Source organism: Rhodopseudomonas sp. WA056, assembly GCF_010906995.1.
Lineage (GTDB): Bacteria > Pseudomonadota > Alphaproteobacteria > Rhizobiales > Xanthobacteraceae > Rhodopseudomonas > Rhodopseudomonas palustris_G.
The window spans coordinates 1-3,334 of sequence record NZ_QPFS01000217.1; the positions used below are offsets into that span (position 1 = coordinate 1).

The 3,334-nt window shown below is 67.0% G+C and carries 2 protein-coding genes and 1 pseudogene; 2 read left to right on the forward strand and 1 reads right to left on the reverse strand.

The genetic code is table 11. The annotated features are described in order from the left end of the window. Together DU475_RS23435 and DU475_RS23440 are read left to right on the forward strand one after the other, a co-directional pair. Positions 1–1,693, forward strand: a pseudogene (locus DU475_RS23435) (acyl-CoA dehydrogenase family protein); the annotation flags it as partial. A 63-nt stretch (positions 1,694–1,756) separates the two neighbouring features. Further along, entirely contained in the window at positions 1,757–2,518 is a 762-nt protein-coding gene (locus DU475_RS23440) for a crotonase/enoyl-CoA hydratase family protein (protein WP_164633478.1), read from the forward strand. A 130-nt stretch (positions 2,519–2,648) separates the two neighbouring features. Here the strand turns inward: DU475_RS23440 and DU475_RS23445 are convergent, their stop codons facing one another. Beyond that, complete coding sequence (locus tag DU475_RS23445) at positions 2,649–3,332, reverse strand: winged helix-turn-helix domain-containing protein (RefSeq protein ID WP_246700410.1); 684 nt, start codon at positions 3,330–3,332, stop codon at positions 2,649–2,651. Between the last annotated feature and the right edge of the window lie 2 nt (positions 3,333–3,334).

Consider the following 3,334-nt stretch of genomic DNA (forward strand, 5'->3'; position numbering starts at 1 on the left):
GCGAGATCACCGCGCAGGTTCTCGACGAAGCCGGTAAATTCGCCAGCGACATCCTGGCGCCGCTGAACCGGGTCGGCGACAAGCACGGCATCAAGCTCGAACACGGCAAGGTCACCACCGCGCCGGGCTGGCCCGATGCCTATCAGCGCTGGATCGCCGCAGGCTGGAACGCGGTGTCGGGACCGGAGGATTTCGGCGGCCAGGGGCTGCCGATGGCGGTCAATGCGGCGTGCACCGAGATCTGGGCGTCGTCGAACATGGCGTTCGGACTGTGCCCGCTGCTGACGCTGTCGGCGATCGATGCGCTGCACACACACGGCAGCGACGAGCTGAAGCAGATCTATCTGTCCAAGCTGATATCGGGCGAATGGACCGGCACGATGCAGCTCACCGAGCCGCAGGCCGGCTCCGACGTCGGCGCGCTGCGCACCCGCGCCGAGCGCGCCGAAGGCGGCAGCTACAGGATCTTCGGCAGCAAAATCTTCATCACCTACGGCGACCACGACATGACCGACAACATCGTGCATTTCGTGCTCGCCCGGCTGCCGGATGCGCCGGCCGGCACCAAGGGCATCTCGCGGTTCCTGGTTCCGAAATTCCTGGTGGGCGCCGACGGCACGCTCGGCGCCCGTAACGACATCTATCCGAGCGGGGTCGAGCACAAGCTCGGCATCCACGCCTCGCCGACCTGCACCATGACGATGGGCGACAATGGCGGCGCGATCGGCTATCTGATCGGCGAAGAAAACCGCGGCATGCAGTGCATGTTCACGATGATGAACCAGGCGCGCCTCGCCGTCGGTCTCGAAGGCGTCGGCATCGCCGACCGCGCCTATCAGCAGGCGCTGGCCTATGCGCAGGAGCGCAAACAGGGCCGCGCGATCGGCAGCACCGGCTCCGGGTCGGATCCGATCATCAAGCACCCGGACGTCAAGCGCACGCTGCTGACGATGCGGGCCCTGACCGGCGCCGCGCGCACGATCTGCTATTCGACCGCGGTCGCGCTCGACATCGCGGCGCGCAGCTCCGATCCCAAGGTCAAAGCCGCCGCCGCCGCGCGCGGCGCACTGCTGACGCCGATCGCCAAAGCGTTTTCCACCGACATCGGCATCGAGGTCGCCTCGCTCGGCGTCCAGATCCACGGCGGCATGGGCTTCATCGAGGAGACCGGCGCCGCGCAGCACTATCGATAGTGCTGCGCGGCGCGCGGATCGCGCCGATCTACGAAGGCACCAACGGCATCCAGGCGATCGACCTCGTCACCCGCAAGCTCGGCAGCAATGGCGGCGCCTCGGTGTTCGCGCTGCTCGACGAGTTGAAGCTGATCGTCAAAAGTGTCGAAGCGTCGAACGACCCCGGCTTCGGCCTCACCGGCCTGCGGCTGCGCGAGGCGCTGGAATCGCTCGATCGCACCAGCCGCTATCTGCTCGACAAGCTCGGCGGCGCCACCAACGATGCGCTGGCCGGCGCCACGCCTTACCTGCGCCTGTTCGGCGCCACGCTGGGCGGCTGCACGCTGGCGGCTGAAGCGCTCGCGGCGCGCGATCTCGACGGCATCAGCGCGCCGTCACGCTATGTCGCGCTGGCGCGGTTCTTCGCCGAGACGGTCGCCGTCCAGGCCCCGGCGCTGGAGCGCAGCGTGATCGACAGCGCCGAAGCAGTGGCCGGTGCCGAAGCGGTGCTGTCAGCCTGATCCGCCGCGCAAGCGGCCATACCGAAGCCCGCCACCGCGAGCGGGCCGTTCCTGGGGGAAATCATGTCCGAGCATCTGATCGTCGCCGATGAAGAGGGCGTGCGCGTGATCACCATGCGCCGTCCGGAAAAGAAGAACGCCCTGACGCAGGGCATGTATCGCCGGATGAGCGAGGCGATCCGTTCGGCGCAGGACGATTCCAACGTCCGCTGTCTGGTGATCACCGGCGGCTCCGGCGTGTTCACCGCCGGCAACGACCTCGACGACTTCCTCAAAGCCGGCACCGACCAGAGCGGTGCGCCGCGGGTGTCGGCTGCGACGGATTTTCTCTACGCACTGGCGCACAACCAGAAACCGCTGATCGCCGCGGTCGACGGGCTGGCGATCGGCATCGGCACCACGATGCTGTTTCACTGCGACTACGTGTTGGCCTCCACCGCCGCCACCTTCTCGACGCCGTTCATCCAGCTCGGCCTGGTGCCCGAAGGCGCCTCGAGCCTGCTGGCGCCGCGCACAATGGGCCACCAGCGCGCCTTCGCGATGCTGGTGATGGGACAGAAGCTCAGCGCCGAGCAGGCGCGCGAGGCCGGCTTCGTCAACGCGGTGGTGCCGCCCGGCCAGACCGAGGCCGACGCGATGAAAGCCGCCCGCGACATCTGCGCGCTGCCGGCCGAAGCGGTGGCGATCTCGCGCAAGCTGATCAAGCCGTCACCGGACGAGCTGGTTGCGCGGATCGATCAGGAGAGCAAACTGTTCGGCGAGCGCATGAAGTCGCAGGAAGCGGTCAGCGCGTTCATGAAGTTCTTCCAGCGGAAGAAGGGATAGCGGGGTTTTCGAGCCAGCCAGAAGCAGGCGCGGTTGAACAGGACGCATCAAGGAAATGCAACGGCGAGCCGCACGATCCGGCGAAGCCGATACCAGGCGGAATCTGACATTCCCGTCCTATCCGGACTGATTAGGCCCGGGGCTCGTCGTCGCCCCCGATGCGGTACCCGATGCCCGGTTCGGTCAGGATGATCTGCGGCTCGTCGGCGCGAGCCTCGATCTTCTGGCGAAGCTGGCCGACATAGACTCGCAGATATTGCGTATCCGAGGTGTGCGCGGGCCCCCAAACCGCCGCGAGAATCTGCCGATGAGTGACCACGCGGCCGGCGTGCCGCGCCAGGAACGACAGCAGCTCGAATTCCTTCGGCGTCAACTTCAACTCGGCTCCGTCGCGGACGACGCGATGGCGCACTGCATCGATCTCGATACTGCCGACTTTTAGTCGCAGGGGCTCCGCGTTGCGCCGCTGTCGGTGACGCAGCGCTGCGCGCATCCGCGCCATCAACTCGCCGATGCTGAACGGCTTGTTGACGTAGTCGTCGGCGCCGAGATCGAGCGACTCGATCTTCTCGATCTCGCGCTCGCGCGCCGACAGCACGATGATGGGGACCTCCGACCAACCGCGAACCTGGCGGATGACGTCCTTGCCATCGCCATCGGCGAGACCGAGATCGAGCAGCACCAGATCGGGCGCGTCGGCGGCGATACGCTTGACCGCATCGGTGACGGTCGCGGCGCTCGCCATCTCGTAGCTGTTGGCTTCCAAGGCCGGCCTGAGGAAGCGCAGGATCGCCGGTTCGTCGTCGACCACCAGCA

Bases quoted from the DNA above. Each gene is read 5' to 3' on its own strand.
- DU475_RS23440 (WP_164633478.1), top strand. From the start codon at position 1,757: ATGTCCGAGCATCTGATCGTCGCCGATGAAGAGGGCGTGCGCGTGATC.